The organism is Fulverythrobacter fulvus (genome assembly GCF_037154085.1).
In the GTDB taxonomy this organism is placed as follows: Bacteria; Pseudomonadota; Alphaproteobacteria; order Sphingomonadales; family Sphingomonadaceae; genus Andeanibacterium; species Andeanibacterium fulvum.
Map to the genome: position 1 here is coordinate 701,861 of NZ_JBANRM010000002.1, position 15,146 is coordinate 717,006.

A 15,146-nucleotide genomic window follows, 5' to 3' on the forward strand; every position below is an offset into this window, starting at 1 on the left:
AACTCCAAGGCGAGGCGGTTGGCCCAGATCCGGCGGCCGAGATTGCGCAATATCTCCAGTGCTGGAGGCGGGCCGGGATCATGCCGCACGGGCGTGCTTCAGCAATTCGCCCACTTCCGCGCGCTGGGCCACCATGTTGGCCCAGCCTTCCATGCTCGGCTCGAAGTCAGCGGCCGCCCGCTCGAAGGCCAAGCGCAGGCCCTCCATGCGCTCCGCCGGGATATGGCCGGGCGGGTATCCGTAATGGAAGCCCTCCTCATCCTGATAGCCCATCGGCGCGCGGAGCACGAACCAGGCCATGATGGCGGCCGATAAGAGCCAGCCACCGGCGGTGATGATCCAGAATGTCATTAACCATGTCCCATTGGGCCCCCTGTCTAGGGAAGCGTGCGTCAGTGGCTCAATCAGTTGGATTACGGAAAGCACGTTGGTCGACCTGTCTCGCTAAGAGGCAGGCGAGGGAGCAGAATCTTAACGGTCAAAACCAGTGAAACCGGCCGGGCGACACCAACTGCCCGGAGGCCGCCCACCGCCACCCGCGCGCCGCCCTCGCCCCCACGCCTCGCCCTCGGCTTCTTTGCATGGTTTTTATGCAGTCTGGCCGACTGCACTGCAGCGAGAAACGGCTAGGTTTGCTGCGCCTTTGGTGAGCGAACAATCACGCCCATCGTTCGACGCAATATGACGCACGTGCTTCATGTCCCCAAGCACTCCCGTGGGATGGTGGCATGAGGCTTGCTCCTCGGCCCCTGCCGAGCCCAAGGGCGGCGGACAGCCGCCCGCATACGCCGGTCCCTTCGGCGCACCGTTGACGGGCCATTTGCCCATTCGGTTGGAGGTGACCTGATCAAATCAGCGCATGTGGGCGCTTGCGCCCGCATTCCTTATCAGGAGTATTTATACTCCCCCGGTGACTCCGCCTTTCGAGAATTCGCGCGACTGCTCTTCACGCCGGTCGATGGCTGCAGCAATTTTTGCGAGGGTTTCGCCGGCAAGGCTGTCGCCTCGCCAGAAATCGGCATGGAAATCCTTTGCCGTTAGGCCTGCAACCATGTCCTTGAACTCCGCCCGCCGCTGGGCCTGATCCCACGAGACGTCATTCGGGACAGGCGCTTTGCCGACCAGGTGGCCAACCATCGCCTCGATCTTGGTAGGTACTAGCAGAGCGTAAGCGTTCGAGATCTGCTCGATCTGAGGACCCGCCTCACCTTCGCTATCGCTCGGGCGCGTGCGACGTACCCATTGAAGAAACCCGGCTTCACGCAGGCGCTTGAGCGCACGATGGACCGCCGAATAGGAATGGCCGACTGCCTCAGCGATCGTCATGATCGCGGGCTCGAGCGCTCCGGTCCGATAATCCAGAAACCGATTATACAGCGCATCGAGGACATCCAGTGCCACCTGGCCGAGAATGCCGTTCTTGGCTCCAGGTGTGGCTCGTTGTCTTTCCCGCCTAGTCTTTCGATCGAGCTCTCGCGCGCACTTCAGGATCGCGCCGATGCGGCGTTTCGCCCCGCGCAGGTTCCCGCCCATGAAGGGCCGCCAGATCCGGCTCTCGATGGTGCCTTCATAGTAGCTGTTGCGCCAGACTGGGCGCCCGGTTCGAGGGGAGGGTGGCCTTTCCAGTCCGGCGAGGACGTCTCCGATTCTCAGTGCCTGGCTCATGCGTCACCCGCGTCATCAGGGTTAGCCAGTGCATTCTTGAAAGCCGCAGAAACGCTGGGGTGCGAAAATGCGGTTAGACAGCCCATTGTCTTGATTTTGCAGGGAACGCGACGCCCTCGCGGGGCATCCAAAACTCTCCCGGAAATCGAAGCGCTGACTCGCCGCATGGCGAGCCCCTTCCGCTTGCCCGAGCCGGCATGCGGGGCGCCATCTGCGCGCGGCTTTACACCTTCTTTATGCCGCTGCCGGGATTCCCCGTGGAACCTTAATCGCGCCCGGGTTCAATAGGGCCTCCATCAGTTCCCCGCGGAACGCAGATGGAGCCACAAGGTGCACGCGATCATTCGCCGCCTCGAATCGGGAGAGCGCTGGCGGGCGGCCGATTTCGGCCTGCGCCTGTTCGGCCTCGCCCTGCTGGGCCTGTGCGCGCTGGCTTCCCTCTGGCTTTTCCACTGCGCTAACCGCCCGCCCGCTCACGAAGCGACTGCCGCCGAACTCGTCGTCGGCCTTGTCGCAGTGGAAAGCTGGTGCGTCGGCTCCTGCCTGCTCGCCTCCGGCCAGGGACTGTTCAAGCTCGTCCCGCTGCCGCGCGGGGGCGGCGCCCTATCCTTCACCATGCGAGGAAATTCCCGATGAACGATCTGATCTGGCTCGCCGGACTGGCGGGGCTGGGCGTGCTGGCCTTCGCCTGCCTGCGCCTGTGCGAGAAAGCCTGAGGGAGCGCGGCCATGACCCCACAGCTCCTGCTCGCCGGCCTCACTGCGCTGGGCCTTCTCATCTATCTCGTCGCAGTCCTGCTGCGGCCCGAACGCTTCTGAAGGGAGGCACGCCATGACCGTTCAGGGCTGGATGCTCATCCTGTTTTTCGCCGCGCTGATCGTCGCTCTCGCCAAGCCGATGGGGATGTGGCTCTTCGCGCTTTACGAAGGGCGCCGTACGCCGCTTCACAAGGTTCTCGGCCCGGTGGAGCAGGGCTTTTACCGGCTGGCCGGGGTCGATCCCCAGGCGGAACAGAGCTGGCGCAGATATGCGGTTCACCTGCTGGCCTTCCAGCTGGTGACGCTGCTGCTCACCTATGCCGTGCTGCGCCTGCAGGGCGTGCTGCCGCTGAACCCGCGCGGCCTCGAAGGAATCGGCGCGGACGGGGCGATGAACACGGCGATCAGCTTCACCACCAACACCAACTGGCAGTGGTATTCGGGCGAAGTGGCCTTGTCGAACCTCAGCCAGATGCTGGGGCTGACGATCCATAATTTCCTCTCGGCCGCTACCGGCATTGCCGTGGCCTTCGCGCTGTTCCGGGGCTTTGCCCGGCGCGAGACGAAGGAGATCGGCAATTTCTGGGCCGATATCACTCGCGTGACGCTCTATCTGCTGCTGCCGATCTCCTGCGTCTATGCGCTGTTCCTGGTGGCCAGCGGCGTGCCGCAGACCTTCGCCAGCCTGGTGGACGCCACCACTCTGGAAGGGGTGAAGCAGCATATCGTGCTCGGCCCGGTCGCATCGCAGGAAGCGATCAAGATGCTGGGCACCAATGGCGGCGGGTTCTTCAACGCCAATTCCGCCCATCCGTTCGAAAATCCCACGGCGCTGACCAATCTGGTGCAGATGCTGTCGATCTTCGCGATCGGCGTGGGGCTCACCTGGTGCTTCGGCAAGGCGGTGGGCAATACCCGCCAGGGCTGGGCGATCCTGTCCGCGATGATGGTGCTGTTCCTTGCGGGCGTAAGCATCGTCTACTGGCAGGAAGCAGCCGGCAACCCGGTGCTGCACCAGCTGGGCGTAGCTGGCGGCAATATGGAGGGCAAGGAAGTCCGCTTCGGCCTTGCCGCCAGCGCGCTGTTCTCCGTCGTCACCACGGCGGCATCCTGCGGCGCGGTCAATGCCATGCATGACAGCTTCACTGCGCTGGGCGGCATGATCCCCATGTTCAACATGCAGCTGGGCGAGATCGTCGTCGGCGGCGTGGGGGCGGGGATCTACGGCTTCCTGCTGTTCGCCCTGCTCTCGGTCTTCGTCGCCGGGCTGATGGTGGGCCGCACGCCGGAATATGTCGGCAAGAAGGTGGAGGCGAAGGAGGTCAAGCTGGCGGTGCTGGCGATTGCCGTGCTGCCGCTCTGCATCCTGGGCTTCACCGCGCTCGCCTCGGTCCTGCCGCAGGGCCTTGCCGGGCCGCTCAACAAGGGGCCGCACGGCTTTTCGGAGATACTCTACGCCTTCTCCTCCGCCACGGGGAACAATGGCTCGGCCTTTGCCGGGATCACCTCGGGCACGCCGTTCTATAACGCCTTGCTGGGCGCGGCGATGTGGATCGGGCGCTTCTTCGTGATCGTGCCGGTGCTGGCCATTGCCGGAAGCCTGGCGGGCAAGCGCTATACGCCGGAAACCTCGGGCTCCTTCCCCACGACCGGCCCGCTCTGGATCGGGCTGCTGGTGGCGATCATCCTGATCGTGGGCGGCCTCACTTTCCTTCCCAGCCTCGCGCTCGGCCCCGTCGCGGATCATTTCGCGACGGCCAGCGGCCAGCTTTTCTGAGGGTCCCTTCCATGACGACTGCATCCTCTATCTTTTCGGCAAAGCTGATGGGACCCGCCATCGGCGATGCCTTCCGCAAGCTCGACCCGCGCGAGCTGGTGAAGAACCCCGTGCTCTTCACCACTGCCGTGGTCGCGCTGCTCCTCACCGCCGTGCTGCCCTTCGGGGGCGAGGGGCTTTCCACCACCTTCCAGCTCCAGCTGATCGTATGGCTGTGGCTCACGGTGCTGTTCGGCACCTTTGCCGAAGCGCTGGCCGAAGGGCGCGGCCGGGCTCAGGCGGCTTCGCTCAGGGCCGCCAAGGCCGAACTCTTCGCCACCCTGCCCGACGGGCGCACCGTGCCCGCATCGCAGCTGAAGCGCGGCGATGTGGTGGTGGTCACTGCGGGGGACTTGATCCCGGCCGATGGCGAAGTGATCGAAGGCGTCGCCTCGGTGAACGAAGCCGCCATCACCGGCGAAAGCGCCCCCGTGATCCGCGAGGCCGGCGGCGACCGTTCGGCGGTGACCGCAGGCACCCGCGTGATTTCCGACCGGATCAAGGTCCGCGTCACGCAGGAACCCGGCCAGGGCTTTCTCGACCGGATGATCGCGCTGGTCGAAGGGGCGGAACGGCAGAAGACACCCAACGAGATCGCGCTCACCGTACTGCTGGTGGGGCTGACGATCATCTTCCTGATCGCGGTGGCGACCATTCCGGGCTTTGCCTCCTATGCAGGCGGCGGCATTCCCGTGGCGCTGCTGGCCGCGCTGCTGATCACGCTGATCCCCACCACCATTGCCGCGCTGCTTTCCGCCATCGGCATTGCGGGCATGGACCGGCTGGTGCGCTTCAACGTGCTCGCCAAGTCCGGCCGCGCGGTGGAGGCGGCGGGCGACGTATCTACCCTGCTGCTCGACAAGACCGGCACGATCACCATCGGGGATCGTCAGGCGAGCGAGTTCGTCCCCGTGGGCGGCGTGCATGTCAGCGAACTGGCCGCCGCCGCGCTGATCGCCAGCCTTGCGGACGAAACGCCCGAAGGCCGCTCCATCGTCACCCTGGCGCGGGAGAAGTTCGGCGTGACGGTGGCCGAGCTGCCCGCCGATGCCGAAGTGATCCCCTTCACGGCGCAGACCCGCATTTCGGGCGTCCGCTCGGGCGAGGCCCTGATCCAGAAAGGCGCGGTGGATGCGATCTTCCGCGCCAATCCCGGTTCGGGCACTGGCCCCGCGGCGGAGGAACTGCGCCGCGCGACGGACGAGATCGCGCGTGGCGGCATGACCCCGCTGGCTGTCGCCCGCGATGGCCGCATCCTTGGCGCCGTCGCGCTGAAGGATGTCATCAAGGCCGGGGTGCGCGAACGCTTTGCCGAATTGCGCCGCATGGGCATCCGCACGGTGATGATCACGGGCGACAACCCGCTCACTGCCGCCGCCATTGCGGCAGAGGCCGGGGTGGACGATTTCCTCGCGGAAGCCACTCCGGAAGACAAGCTGGCCCTGATCCGGCGCGAGCAGGAAGGCGGGCGGCTGGTCGCCATGTGCGGTGACGGGACCAACGATGCCCCCGCGCTTGCGCAGGCCGATGTCGGCGTGGCGATGAATACCGGCACGCAGGCCGCGCGCGAGGCGGGCAATATGGTCGACCTCGACAGCGACCCCACGAAGCTGATCGAGATCGTCGGGCTCGGAAAACAGCTGCTGATGACGCGCGGCGCGCTCACCACCTTTTCCGTGGCCAATGACGTGGCGAAATATTTCGCCATCATCCCGGCGATCTTCGTGGTGCTCTATCCCGGCCTTGGCGTGCTCAACGTGATGGGGCTGGCCAGCCCGAACAGCGCCATTCTTTCGGCCATCATCTTCAATGCGCTGATTATCCCGGCGCTTGTCCCGCTGGCGCTGAGGGGTGTGAAATATCGCGCGATCGGCGCCGGGCCGCTGCTGGCCCGCAACCTCGCCATCTATGGCCTGGGCGGCCTTGTCGCGCCTTTCATCGGTATCAAGCTGATCGACGTGGCGGTGAGCGGGCTGGGAATGGCCTGAGCATAAGACACCGCTCGTGCTGAGCTTGTCGAAGCACCGTCTTTCTTCGGAAGAAGAACGACCCTTCGACAGGCTCGGGGCAAGCGGAGGAAAGGAATGAAAATGCTGGAAGAACTCAAATCCGCCCTTCGCCCCGCTCTGGTGCTCACCGCGCTCTTCGCGCTGTTGCTGGGCCTTGCCTATCCCGCCGCGATCACCGGCATCGCGCAGTTGGCCTTCCCCCATCAGGCCAACGGCAGCCTGATCCGGCAGGATGGCAAAGTGATCGGCTCGCAACTGATCGCACAGGGCTTTGCCGGAGAGGGATATTTCCATCCGCGTCCCTCCGCCGCCGGGGCGGGTTACGAGGCGGATAACAGCTATGGCTCCAACCTCGGCCCGGCAAGCCAGGCCCTGCATGACCGGGTGCAGGCCGATGTGGAGAAACTGCGCACGCCAGACGCCAACCCACCTGCCGATCTGGTGACGACCTCTGCCTCGGGGCTCGATCCCCATATCAGCCCCGAGGCAGCCCTTTTCCAGGTGGAACGGGTGGCGGCGGCGCGGGGCCTTGCTCCCGACAGGCTGCGCCAGCTGGTGCGGCACCATACGGAACATCCGCTGCTGGGTTTCCTTGGCGAGGAACGGGTCAATGTGCTGCTGCTTAACCGGGCACTGGATACATTGGCGGCCAAAGGCGCTAAAAGCGCATCGTGAACTCGCTGCCCGATCAGCGCCCGGACCCGGAGGCCCTCCTGCGCAAGGCCGCGCAGGAGGGCCGCGGCCGTTTGAAAGTGTTCCTCGGCGCGGCGCCGGGCGTGGGCAAGACCTACGAGATGCTGACCGACGCGACCGCCCGCCGCAGGGACGGGACCGACGTGGTCGTCGGCGTGGTCGAAACCCATGGCCGGGTGGAGACGCAGGCGCTGGTCCACGGGCTGGAGATCGTCCCCCGGCACGAGGTCGAATATCAGGGGCGCATCCTGCCCGAGATGGACATCGACGCGATCCTGGCGCGCCGCCCGGAACTGGTGCTGGTGGACGAACTGGCCCACACCAATGCGCCGGGCAGCCGCCATGACAAGCGCTATCAGGATGTGGAGGAACTGCTGGCGGCGGGGATCGACGTCTATTCCACCGTCAATGTCCAGCATCTCGAAAGCCTGAACGATGTCGTCGCCTCTTTCACCAAGGTGCGAGTGCGGGAGACATTGCCAGACCGGGTGATCGAGAATGCCGATATCGAAGTGGTCGACATTCCGCCCGACGAGCTGATCGAGCGGCTGAAGCAGGGCAAGGTCTATGTGCCCGAGGAAGCCAGCCGGGCGCTGGGCAATTTCTTCTCCAAGTCGAACCTCACTGCCCTGCGCGAACTCGCTTTGCGGCGCGCGGCACAGGCAGTCGATGCCGAGATGGTCGAATATCTGCGCGCCAATGCCCTTGCCGGGAACTGGGCGGCGGGGGAGCGGATCGTCGTTGCCGTAAGCGAGCTTCCGGGCGCCGACGAGCTGGTGCGGGCGGGCAAGCGGCTGGCCGATGCCCTGCGCGGGCCGTGGACCGCCGTGCATATCGAGACGCCGCAAGGCGGCAGGCTGGGCGATGCCGACAATGCCCGGCTGGCCGCGACGCTGCATCTGGCCAGCCAGCTGGGCGCGCAAGTGGCCACTGTCCCGGCTGAAACCATTGTCGAAGGGCTGACCCGCTTTTCCGCCGAGGCGCGGGCGACTCAGTTGATCGTGGGCAAATCCACCCGCTCGCGCTGGTTCGAATTGCGGCACGGCTCGGTGGTGGACCGGCTGGTGCGCGAAACGCCGGACATTGCCGTGCATGTCCTGCCGATCCGGGCGGAGGGATCGCGGCGGGGCAGGGCAGAACCTTCGCCCGCGGGCAAATGGGGCGAGCCGCGCCACTATGCCGTCGCGCTGGGCCTTGTGGCGCTGGTGGCGGTGCTGGGCGCGGTGCTCTCCGAGGCAGGCAATATCGCCAATGCCGGGCTGCTGTTCCTGCTGCCGGTGATGGTCGCCGCATCGCGCTATGGCCCGCGGGTCGGTGTCGTCACCAGCCTCGTCGCGTCGCTGGCCTATAATTTCTTCTTCATCCCGCCGACTCACACTTTCACCATTCAGGACCCGCAGAATATCCTGACCGTGCTGGTGCTGCTGGGCGTGGCCATTGCCAGCAGCCAGCTGGCTGCGCGGGTGCGCGAACAGGCCTTGCTGGCCCAGCGCAGCGCCGCCCAGAACAGTTCGCTGGCGGGCTTCGCCAAGGAACTGACGCTGGTAACGGAACAAGGCGAGCTGGGCGAATTGCTGTGCGAGGCGATCGGGCGGATCTTCGGCGTCCACGCCATGCTGCTGCTGCCCGAAGACGGCCAGTTGCAGCTGAGGGCGGCAGTGCCCCCGGTCGCACAGCTGGAAGCGATCGAGCATGCCGCGTCGCGCTGGACCTTCGACCATAACCAGCCTGCCGGCCGCGCGACGGAGACGCTGACCGCGTCGGACTGGCAATTCCATCCGCTGGCGGCGGGCGGCCGGGTGATTGGCGTGTTCGGCATCGCCAGCCCGGATGCAGCCGCGCCGATCCGGTCCGACCAATTGCCGATGCTGCTCAGCTTCCTCGATCAGGCGGCGCTCGCCTTCGAACGGGTGGCGCTGGAAGAAGAGATGGCCAGCGTGACGCAGCTGAAAGAGCGCGACCGGCTGCGCGCCGTGCTCCTCTCCTCGGTCAGCCACGATCTGCGCACGCCGCTCACCTCGATCCTCGGCCTGCTGGGGGAGATCAGGCCTTCCGGCGATGAGCAGGAAAGGCAATTGGGCGAGGCGCGCAGCGAGGCCGAGCGTCTCAATCGCTTCGTGGCCAATCTGCTGGACATGGTGCGGATCGAGGCGGGCTCGCTCGAACAGTCGATCGAGCCGGTGGATTTGACCGATGCGGTCGCGGCGGCAGTGCATGACATGCGCCGGGCGCTGCATGGCCGCAAAGTGGAACTGGACGTGCCGCCGGACCTGCCCTTCGTCTCGGTCGATCCGCAGCTGTTCCACCATTGCCTCATCAACCTGATCGAGAATGCGGTGAAATATGGCGCGCCGGGCACGCCCGTTGCGGTATCCGCCCGCCGCATGCCGGGTGCGCTCGTCCTGTCGGTGCTGGACGAGGGGCCGGGCCTGCCGGAGGGGGAAGAGAAGCGCATTTTCGAGACTTTCGCCCGGATCGAAGGGTCGGACCGCAAGGGCGGCACCGGGCTGGGCCTTGCGATCGTGAAGGGTTTCGCCGAAGCGATGGGGATCGGGGTGGAAGCGTCCAATCGCGGGGACCGGAACGGCGCCTGCTTTTCCATGATCTTCCCCGAGGCGAAGCTGGTGATCGGGGAACGGGAAGAATGATCGCGGCAAAGATCCTGGTGGTGGATGACGAGCCGCAGATTCGCCGCCTGCTTGCCACGGGCCTGACCCGTGCGGGCTATCGCCTGGTGGAAGCTGGAAATGCGAAAGAGGCGGTTTCCGCCCTGCAGATCGACAAGCCGGACCTCGTCCTGCTCGATCTCGGCCTGCCGGACCGGGATGGGCTCGAACTGGTGCCTGTCATCAAGGGGGCGGGCATTGCGGTGGTGGTGGTTTCCGCCCGCGATGCGACCGACCAGAAAGTGACCGCGCTCGATCTTGGGGCCGACGATTACGTCACCAAGCCCTTCGACACGGAAGAGGTGCTCGCCCGCGTGCGCACGGCCCTGCGCCACCGGCTTGCGGTGGAGGCCGAACGGCAGGTGGTGGAAGTGGGCGATATCGCCATCGACCTTGCGGCACGAAGCGTGCGGCGCGGCGGGCAGGAAATCCATCTCACGCCCAAGGAATTCGGCTTTCTGGCCGAACTGGCAAAGCACCCCGGCCGCGTCATCACCCATGCGCAATTGCTGCGTCAGGTCTGGGGCGCGGGGCACGAGCACGATGTCGAATATCTGCGCGTCGCAGCCCGGGGTGTGCGCAAGAAGCTGGACGGCGGCGACGCCACCGGCTCCTTCATCCGCAACGAACCCGGCGTAGGCTACCGCCTGATCCGCGCCGAGCCGGGCCGCTGAGGCGCGAGGGCCTCTCTCCCGGCGGGGCGGCTATCACGGCGCTTCCAACTTCCGGGCACAGGTTCTAGGCAAGGCACCATACGTCACTTGTGCAAACATTATAAAGGAGAGGCTCGAATTGACTGACGAGCACGATCTGACCGACCGGCGCTTCTATGGCGCCGAACAGGAAACGCGGTTCGTCGAGCAGCGCGCCGCCAAGACTCCGCAGACCCAGCATCCCGCCTATCGCCTGGCGTTTCGCGATTCCGATTTCATCCTGCGCGAGGAATTGCGCCCGATCCGCTTCCAGCTGGAACTGCTGAAGCCGGAAATGCTGATGGACGAAGCCCGCATCGGCTCCACGCTGGTGGTCTACGGCTCCGCCCGCATTCCCGCACCCGAGGAGATCGAGGCGGTCTTCGCCCGCGCCAAGACGGACAAGGAAAAGAAGGTGGCGGAAAATCTCGCCGCCAAGGCCCGCTATTGCGTGGAAGCCTACAAGCTTGCCCGGATCGTCAGCGAGAAGTCGATCATCGAGGATGGCCAGCGCCAATTCGTGATCTGCTCGGGCGGAGGCCCGTCGATCATGGAAGCGGCGAACAAGGGCGCGTCCGACGCCGGGGCGGAATCCATCGGCCTCAACATCGTGCTGCCGCATGAGCAGGCGCCTAACGCCTATGTCACACCCTATCTCTCCTTCCGCTTCCACTATTTCGCGCTCAGGAAGATGCACTTCCTGATCCGCGCGCGGGCCATCGCGGTGTTCCCCGGTGGCTTCGGCACGATGGACGAGTTGTTCGAGACGCTGACCCTGATCCAGACCCAGAAGATGAAGCCGATCCCGATCCTGCTGTTCGGGCGCAAGTTCTGGAACAAGGTCGTCAACTTCGAGGCGTTGGCCGAGGAAGGCACGATCAACCCGGCCGATCTCAAGCTGTTCCACTGGTGCGAAACGGCCGAGGATGCCTGGAAGCACATCCAGCAGTTCTACGACCTGAAGGACCCGCTGGACGAAAGTGGCGACTTTTAGATTCCGATCACGTCGTCATTGCGAGTGTAGCGAAGCAATCTAGGGCAGCCGCGTTCGGCGCTGGATTGCCGCGCGGTTGCGCCGCTCGCAATGACGATGTGGGCCCGCCTCAGCGAACCGCCTGATGCCCCATTGGCCCATGCCCCGCGCCGAAGCCCGGCGCGGCGAGCAGGGCGGCGCGTACGAATTCACGAGCGCGCGCAATGGCTTCCACCAGCGGCAGGCCCTGGCCCAGACCGGTGGCGATGGCGCTGGACAGAGTGCAGCCGGTGCCATGGGTGTGGCGGGTTTCGATCCTGTCGGAACGCCACACCACATCCGCCATTCCGGGGCGGACCAGCCGGTCTTCCACCACCGCGCCTTCGGCATCGCCGCCTTTGGCGAGATAGGCGACGCCGCGCGCTGCCATGCGCTCCGCACCGCCCAGTGCGGCCAGTTCGGGCACATTGGGGGTGGTGAGTGTGGCAAGGGCCATCAACCGTTCGAACCCGGCAATCGTCGCCTCATCCGCCAGCACAGAGCCGCTGGTGGCGATCATCACGGGATCGAACACCACCGGGATCGCCAGCCCTTCCAATCTGTCTGCCACCACCGTCGCGATCTCGGGCGAGCCGAGCATGCCGATCTTCACGGCATCCGCGCCGATGTCGGACAGGCAGGCATCGATCTGCGCCGCGACCATGGCGGGCGAGAGCGCTTCCACCATGGTCACGCCCAGCGTGTTCTGTGCCGTGACGGCGGTGATCGCACTCATTGCGAAGCCGCCCAGCATGGCGATGGTCTTGATATCGGCCTGAATCCCCGCGCCGCCTGAGGAATCGGAACCGGCGATGGAGAGGATGCGCGGGGGTGTTGTCATGGGGTTGGGTTAGGGTGGCGCGTGGCCTTCGACAAGCTCATGCTGAGCCTGTCGAAGGCCACGCGATTACCCCTTGAACCGGCGCTCCGTTGAGGGCGGATATTTCTCGTGCCACTTCTTCGCCCGCGTCGGCCGGTCGAGCAGTTCGCCGCCGCAATTGGGGCAGAGCTCGTCCAGATCCTCCGCACAAGGTGCACAGAAGGTGCACTCGAGACTGCAGATGAAGGCTCCTCCCACATCAGCCGGGAGGTCGGCGCCGCAACGCTCGCAATCGGGGCGCATTTCCAGCGGCATCAGACGGCTCCCTCCACTGCGGCGCAGATGTCTTCCACCACCTGTTTCACCTGTGCCTCGTCGTCGCCTTCGGCCATCACGCGGATCACCGGCTCGGTGCCGGAGGGGCGGATGACGAGGCGGCCCTTGCCGGCGAGCGCAGCTTCCGCATCGGCGATCACGGATTTCACTGTCTCGTTCTCCAGCGGCTTGCCGCCTGAATAGCGGACGTTCTTCAACAGCTGCGGCACCGGATCGAACAGATGGAGCAATTCGCTGGCCTTCCTGCCCGTCTGTACCAGAGCGGCCAGCACTTGCAGCGCGGCCACGCAGCCATCGCCGGTGGTGGCGTGATCGAGCAGGATCATGTGGCCGGACTGTTCGCCGCCGACATTGTGGCCGCCCTTGCGCATCTTCTCGAGCACGTGGCGGTCGCCCACCTTGGCGCGGAGCAGGTCCAGCCCCTTGCTCGCGAGGAAGCGTTCGAGGCCCAGATTGGACATCACCGTGGCCACTACGCCGCCGCCGCGCAACTCGCCGCTTTCTGCCAAGCGGCTGCCGATCAGCGCCATGATCTGGTCGCCATCGACGGTCTGGCCCTTCTCGTCGATCACGATCAGCCGGTCCGCATCGCCATCCAGCGCAATGCCGATATCCGCGCCTTCGGCCACCACGCGGGCCTTGATCGCGTCGAGCGCAGTGGAGCCGACGCCATCGTTGATGTTGAGGCCGTTGGGCTCCACGCCCATGGCCACCACTTCGGCGCCCAGTTCCCAGATCGCGCTGGGGGCCACGGTGTAGGCCGCGCCATTGGCGCAATCGACTACGATCTTGAGGCCGTCGAGCCGGATGTCGCTGGGCAGGGATTGCTTGATCGCGTGGATATAGCGGCCGCGCGCATCCTCGATCCGGCGGGCGCGACCGATCTGGTCACCCTGGGCGAGGGGAATGTCTTCGCCCATTGCCTTTTCGATCGCCAGCTCGTCCTCATCCGACAGCTTGAAGCCATCCGGGCCGAACAACTTGATGCCGTTATCGGCAAAGGGGTTGTGGCTGGCGGAAATCATCACGCCGATGTCCGCCCGCATCTCGCGCGTCAGCAATGCCACGGCAGGAGTGGGGAGGGGGCCGGTCATGATCACATCCATGCCCACGCTGGTGAAGCCCGCCACCAGCGCGGTTTCCATCATATAGCCTGACAGGCGCGTATCCTTGCCGATCACCACGCGGTGCTTGTGGCTGCCGCGCAGGAAGTGGCGGCCGGCGGCCTGCCCGACCTTCATCGCCGTCGCTGCATTGAGGATGCCGGCATTGGCCCGCCCGCGAATCCCGTCCGTCCCGAAATATTTGCGCGTCATCGAGGCTCCTGAAACGCCATTGCCTGCCCCCGCATTGCCATGCCGCTTTGCGTCGCTAATGTCACCATGGGTTTGGGCATTCCGCGTGGGGAACCGATGGAGCGTAGCGAGGCGAAGGCCGGTTTCCAGGCACTGAAGCTGCCCGTGTGGTGGACCTTCGGCGGGCTTGCGGCCGGGTTGGCACTGGGCGCGCTGCTGGGCGGCACCCGGCTGGAAGGCCCGCTGGTGGAAGCGACGGAGACAATTGGCGGCCTGTGGCTGCGCGCCTTGCAGATGACGATCATCCCGCTGGTAGCCGCGCTGCTCGTCACCGGCATTTCGCGCATGGTGGAAACCGCGCGGGCGGGCGCAATGGCGCGGCGGACGCTGGCGTTCATTTTCGGCGTGCTGGCATCGGGCACGCTGTTTGCCGCGATCGCTACCCCGCTGCTGCTGGACGCCTTCCCGATTCCTGCATCGGCCGGGCGGGCGCTGGCCGTCTCGCCCGGAGAAGCGCAGGTAGTCCCAGGGATCGCCGAATTTATCCGCTCGCTGGTCGCGCCCAATCTGGTGAGCGCGGCGGCGGAAAACGCCATGCTGCCGCTGGTGCTGTTCTTCGCCCTGTTCGGCGTGGCAGTGGCGAAATTGCCCGAAAGCCAGCGCAGCCTGATGACCGGCTTCTTCGCCGCGCTGGGTAATGCGATGCTGACGATTGTGGGCTGGATATTGTGGCTGGCCCCGGCCGGGGTTTTCGCGCTGGCAATCGGCGTGGCGGCACGCGCCGGGACGGGGACGTTCCTGGCATTGGGGCACTATATCCTCGCGGTTGCAAGTATGGGTCTGGTGGTGCTGATTGCGGCCTATCCGCTGGCCGTGCTCGCGGGACGCAGGCACCCGGCTGCCTTCGCCCGTGCCGTGCTGCCCGCGCAGGCCGTGGCGATTTCCTCGCAAAGCTCGCTCGCCAGCCTACCTGCAATGCTGGCCGCCTGCCGCCAGCTGGGCGTGAGGGAGACGAGCGCGGATTTCGTGCTGCCGCTCGCCGTCGCCATCTTCCGCGCCACAAGCCCGGCGATGAACCTTGCCGTGGCGATTTATGTGGCGAAGCTCACCGGGGTACCGCTCACGCCGGCCACTATCGCGGCCGGGGCGGCGGTGGCGCTGGTGACCACTATCGGCTCGGTCAGCCTGCCCGGAACGATCAGCTTCGTGGCCTCGGTCGGCCCGATTGCCCTTGCCATGGGCGTGCCGATCGGGCCGCTGGCATTGCTGGTGGCGGTGGAAATGCTGCCCGACATCATGCGCACGGTTGGCAATGTGACGATGGACGTGGCTGTGACCGCTTCAGTCGATCAGGCACGATCTAAAGATTGAGCGGAAAAAGCGG

Annotated in this window: 14 protein-coding genes; 9 read left to right on the forward strand and 5 right to left on the reverse strand. The window is 65.7% G+C overall.

The genetic code is table 11. From position 1 onward, the window contains the following. Positions 1–78: 78 nt before the first annotated feature. Together WFP36_RS09305 and WFP36_RS09310 are read right to left on the reverse strand one after the other, a co-directional pair. On the reverse strand, positions 79–351 hold the full coding sequence (locus WFP36_RS09305; protein ID WP_336979909.1) for a hypothetical protein: 273 nt from the start codon (positions 349–351) through the stop codon (positions 79–81). A gap of 546 nt (positions 352–897) precedes the next feature. Next, the gene (locus WFP36_RS09310) at positions 898–1,665 is read right to left on the reverse strand and encodes a winged helix-turn-helix domain-containing protein (protein WP_336979911.1); all 768 of its coding nucleotides are present in this window, start codon (positions 1,663–1,665) and stop codon (positions 898–900) included. A 330-nt stretch (positions 1,666–1,995) separates the two neighbouring features. On the opposite strand from WFP36_RS09310, the gene WFP36_RS09315 reads away from it, so the two are divergent. The 8 genes from WFP36_RS09315 (at position 1,996) to WFP36_RS09350 (ending at position 11,293) form a co-directional block, all read left to right on the forward strand. Next, positions 1,996–2,301, forward strand: coding sequence for a hypothetical protein (locus WFP36_RS09315; protein WP_336979913.1), 306 nt, complete (start codon positions 1,996–1,998; stop codon positions 2,299–2,301). A gap of 92 nt (positions 2,302–2,393) precedes the next feature. Continuing rightward, a complete protein-coding gene (kdpF, locus tag WFP36_RS09320) occupies positions 2,394–2,483 on the forward strand; it encodes a K(+)-transporting ATPase subunit F (RefSeq protein ID WP_336979915.1) in 90 nt (29 codons plus the stop codon). Positions 2,484–2,496: 13 nt separating this feature from the next. Beyond that, the gene (gene kdpA / locus WFP36_RS09325) at positions 2,497–4,200 is read left to right on the forward strand and encodes a potassium-transporting ATPase subunit KdpA (protein WP_336979917.1); all 1,704 of its coding nucleotides are present in this window, start codon (positions 2,497–2,499) and stop codon (positions 4,198–4,200) included. An 11-nt stretch (positions 4,201–4,211) separates the two neighbouring features. Continuing rightward, complete coding sequence (gene kdpB, locus WFP36_RS09330) at positions 4,212–6,227, forward strand: potassium-transporting ATPase subunit KdpB (RefSeq protein WP_336979919.1); 2,016 nt, start codon at positions 4,212–4,214, stop codon at positions 6,225–6,227. A 102-nt stretch (positions 6,228–6,329) separates the two neighbouring features. Continuing rightward, positions 6,330–6,923 (forward strand): potassium-transporting ATPase subunit KdpC, encoded by a 594-nt coding sequence (gene kdpC / locus WFP36_RS09335; protein WP_336979921.1) that lies wholly within the window; start codon positions 6,330–6,332, stop codon positions 6,921–6,923. Continuing rightward, complete coding sequence (locus WFP36_RS09340) at positions 6,920–9,589, forward strand: sensor histidine kinase KdpD (RefSeq protein ID WP_336979922.1); 2,670 nt, start codon at positions 6,920–6,922, stop codon at positions 9,587–9,589. The genes kdpC and WFP36_RS09340 overlap by 4 nt, the downstream gene beginning before the upstream one ends. Beyond that, the gene (locus WFP36_RS09345) at positions 9,586–10,281 is read left to right on the forward strand and encodes a response regulator transcription factor (protein ID WP_336979923.1); all 696 of its coding nucleotides are present in this window, start codon (positions 9,586–9,588) and stop codon (positions 10,279–10,281) included. The genes WFP36_RS09340 and WFP36_RS09345 overlap by 4 nt, the downstream gene beginning before the upstream one ends. A gap of 118 nt (positions 10,282–10,399) precedes the next feature. Beyond that, entirely contained in the window at positions 10,400–11,293 is an 894-nt protein-coding gene (locus WFP36_RS09350; protein ID WP_336979925.1) for an LOG family protein, read from the forward strand. Between the two features lie 109 nt (positions 11,294–11,402). On the opposite strand, the gene thiD is transcribed toward WFP36_RS09350, so the two are convergent. The 3 genes from thiD to glmM all read right to left on the reverse strand — a co-directional run bounded on the left by thiD (position 11,403) and on the right by glmM (position 13,783). Then, positions 11,403–12,152, reverse strand: coding sequence for a bifunctional hydroxymethylpyrimidine kinase/phosphomethylpyrimidine kinase (gene thiD, locus WFP36_RS09355; protein WP_336979927.1), 750 nt, complete (start codon positions 12,150–12,152; stop codon positions 11,403–11,405). 66 nt (positions 12,153–12,218) lie between these two features. Beyond that, a complete protein-coding gene (locus WFP36_RS09360; RefSeq protein ID WP_336979929.1) occupies positions 12,219–12,446 on the reverse strand; it encodes a DUF1272 domain-containing protein in 228 nt (75 codons plus the stop codon). Beyond that, a complete protein-coding gene (gene glmM, locus WFP36_RS09365) occupies positions 12,446–13,783 on the reverse strand; it encodes a phosphoglucosamine mutase (RefSeq protein ID WP_336979931.1) in 1,338 nt (445 codons plus the stop codon). The genes WFP36_RS09360 and glmM overlap by 1 nt, the downstream gene beginning before the upstream one ends. A 66-nt stretch (positions 13,784–13,849) precedes the next feature. Here glmM and WFP36_RS09370 point away from each other — a divergent pair, with 66 nt between their 5' ends. Then, the gene (locus WFP36_RS09370; protein WP_336979933.1) at positions 13,850–15,133 is read left to right on the forward strand and encodes a dicarboxylate/amino acid:cation symporter; all 1,284 of its coding nucleotides are present in this window, start codon (positions 13,850–13,852) and stop codon (positions 15,131–15,133) included. The last annotated feature ends 13 nt before the right edge of the window (positions 15,134–15,146 follow it).